This is a genomic window from Kitasatospora sp. NPDC057500 (assembly GCF_042802195.1).
Lineage (GTDB): Bacteria > Actinomycetota > Actinomycetes > Streptomycetales > Streptomycetaceae > Kitasatospora.
In genome coordinates this window covers 1-2,642 of sequence record NZ_JBHVER010000404.1, presented here as the reverse complement: position 1 = coordinate 2,642, position 2,642 = coordinate 1, and the positions used below count along the sequence as shown (strand labels likewise).

The 2,642-nt window shown below is 76.6% G+C and carries 3 protein-coding genes; 2 read left to right on the top strand and 1 reads right to left on the bottom strand.

Annotation, left to right across the window (positions count from 1 at the left end; genetic code table 11):
- Window positions 1-1,555 (bottom strand): ATP-binding protein (locus ACFU74_RS36945; protein ID WP_380764520.1); only part of this gene is annotated, 1,555 nt, incomplete at its 3' end.
- Between the two features lie 117 nt (window positions 1,556-1,672).
- Here ACFU74_RS36945 and ACFU74_RS36940 point away from each other — a divergent pair.
- Both ACFU74_RS36940 and ACFU74_RS36935 read left to right on the top strand, forming a co-directional pair.
- The gene (locus ACFU74_RS36940; protein WP_380764519.1) at window positions 1,673-2,137 is read left to right on the top strand and encodes a pyridoxamine 5'-phosphate oxidase family protein; all 465 of its coding nucleotides are present in this window, start codon (window positions 1,673-1,675) and stop codon (window positions 2,135-2,137) included.
- Window positions 2,138-2,174: 37 nt separating this feature from the next.
- The gene (locus ACFU74_RS36935; protein ID WP_380764518.1) at window positions 2,175-2,618 is read left to right on the top strand and encodes an iron chaperone; all 444 of its coding nucleotides are present in this window, start codon (window positions 2,175-2,177) and stop codon (window positions 2,616-2,618) included.
- Window positions 2,619-2,642 lie beyond the last annotated feature (24 nt).

Below are 2,642 nucleotides of genomic sequence, written 5' to 3'. Positions count from 1 at the left end.
GGCGGTACAGGTCGTCGCCGAGCCGACGGCACCCCGCCACCCCGGCGGCCTCCCGCAGCGCCGTCGCGGCGCCGGCCGCGTCCTCGGCCAGCGCGGCCGCCTGCTCGTAGCGCTGCTGCGACTCCCCGAGCAGGTTGCGCGCGAACGCCGCCTCCGCCAGGGCCAGCGCGAGCCGGTGCGCCGGCGCCCGCAGCTCCGGCCGTCCGGCCGCCCAGCCGAGGGCGGCCCGCAGGTCGTCGGCCACCGCGTCGAACCGGGCCCGCAGGTCCGGCCCCTCGGCCCGCGCCAGCGCGTCCGCGCCGGCCAGGCACCAGGCGAGGTGCCGGGAGCGGACCTCCGCCGTCTCCCCGGCCTGTTCGAGCCGCTCGGCCCCGTACTGGCGGATGGTCTCCGCCGCCCGGTACCGGGTGCCCTCCGCCGCCGGGGCGACGGTGAGCAGGCTCTGTTCGGCGAGCCGCCCCAGCCCGTCGGCCACGTCCGCGGGATCCAGCGGGCCGGACCCCGCCACCGTGACCGCCGCCCCGGCGGTGAACGGCTGGACGAACACCGACACCCGGCGCAGCAGCGCCCGGTCGGCGGGTTCCAGCAGGTCGTGGCTCCAGTCCAGCGCCGCCCGCACCGACCGGTGCCGGTCGCCCGCGCGCGGACCGCCGGCCAGGATCCGCAGCTGGTCGTCGAGGCCGGCCGTGAGCCCGTCCAGGCCGAGCGTCGGCCAGCGGGCCGCCGCCAGCTCGATCGCCAGCGCCATGCCGTCGAGCCGCTCGCAGACGGCCGCTATCCGCTCCCGGAGCGCCGGGTCGGGGGCCGCGCCGGCGGCCGCCGCCCGTTCGACGAACAGCGCGACCGCCTCCGACGTGCCGCCGCCGTCCCGGGACAGCGGCGGCACCGGGAAGACCCGTTCGAACGGCACCAGCAGCCGGGCCCGGCTGGTCGCCAGCACGTTCAGCCGCGGACAGTCCGTCAGCAGCCGCTCCAGGAACGGCGCCACACCGTCCCGCACCTGCTCGCAGTTGTCCAGCACCAGCAGCGCCCGGTGGTCGGCCAGCGCGGCGGACACCGCCTCGTCGTGACCGCGCCCGGGCTGCTCGCCGACGCCCAGCGCGGCGGCAACCGCCGCGGCGACCCGCTGCGGCTCCGTGACCGGGGCCAGGTCGACGAACCAGGCGCCGTCGGCGAACTCGCCGGCCAGGTCCGCCGCCACCGCCAGGGCCAGCCGGGTCTTGCCCACCCCGCCCGGTCCGACCGCGCTCACCTGCCGGTGCGCGGCCACCGCCCCGGCGAGTCCGGCGCGCTCCCGCTCCCGGCCGACGAACGCGGTCAGCGGCGCCGGCAGGGCGGGCGCGGGCCGCGAGCGCCCGGCACGGGCGAGTCCTGCCGCGTGCCGGATGAGCGCCCGCCGGTCCGGCAGCTCCAACTTGCGCAGCAGCGCGGAGGTGTGGGACTCGACCGTGCGGACGGAGATGAACAGCCGAGCGGCGATCTCGGCATTGCTGAGGTGCTCGCCGAGCAGCGCGAGCACATCGGCTTCACGGGGCGAGATCACGGAACCGGACACCGCGCCATTATGCGGGGCGGCTCCGTAGGGCGTTCCGTAGTCACTACGGATGCGGCGCCCACCCCGCTCGCGGGAGGCTGTGACCACGCCCGCCGACAACGACAGGAGTGAGAGACCATGGCCGGACCGCGTCCCCGCGCCCTGCGCCGCCACGACGCCGAACAGCGCCTCGCCGTCGACGTCGACGTCTGGGTGGCCACGGCCTCACCGGTCGGCGCGCCCTACCTCGTCCCGCTCTCCTTCGACTGGGACGGCGAGGCGCTGCTCCTCGCCACCCCGGCCGACAGCCCGACCGGCCGCAACCTCGCCGCCACCGGCACCGCCCGCCTGGCCCTCGGCCACACCCGGGACGTCTACCTGATCGACGGCTCGGTCGAGGTCCTCGCCCTCGACGCCCTCCCGCGCGACCGCGGCGACCGCTTCGCCGAACGCACCGGCTTCGACCCGCGCGCCTCGGCCCCCTCCTACCACTGGTTCCGGGTCACGCCCCGCCGCGTCCAGGCCTGGCGCGAGGCGAACGAGCTGGCCGGCCGCGACCTGATGAGCGACGGCCGCTGGCTCGACCACCCGACCGCCCCCTGAAGCACCCCCTCTCCCCAACTCCCCGAAAGGCACCGCCATGACGACCAAGCAGAACTTCGACGGCTTCACCGAGGACGAGCGCGCGGCCATGAAGGAGCACGCCAAGGAGCTCAAGGCCGCCGCGCGCCGCAGCCCCCGCACCGCCAAGGCCGACGCCGAGCAGGACGTCCTCGCCAAGATCGCCGAGATGGAGCCCGCCGACCGCGCCCTCGCCGAACGCCTCCACACCCTCATCAGGGCCACCGCCCCGTCCCTGACCCCCAGGCTCTGGTACGGGATGCCCGCCTACGCCAAGGACGGCAAGGTCCTCTGTTTCTTCCAGAGCGCCCAGAAGTTCAAGTCCCGCTACGCCACCCTCGGCTTCAGCGACGTCGCCACCCTCGACGACGGCCCCCTGTGGCCCACCACCTACGCCCTCACCACCCTCACCCCCGCCGTCGAGTCCCACATCACCACCCTCCTCGCCCGCGCCACCTCCTGACCGCCCGGACGGCGGGGAACGACC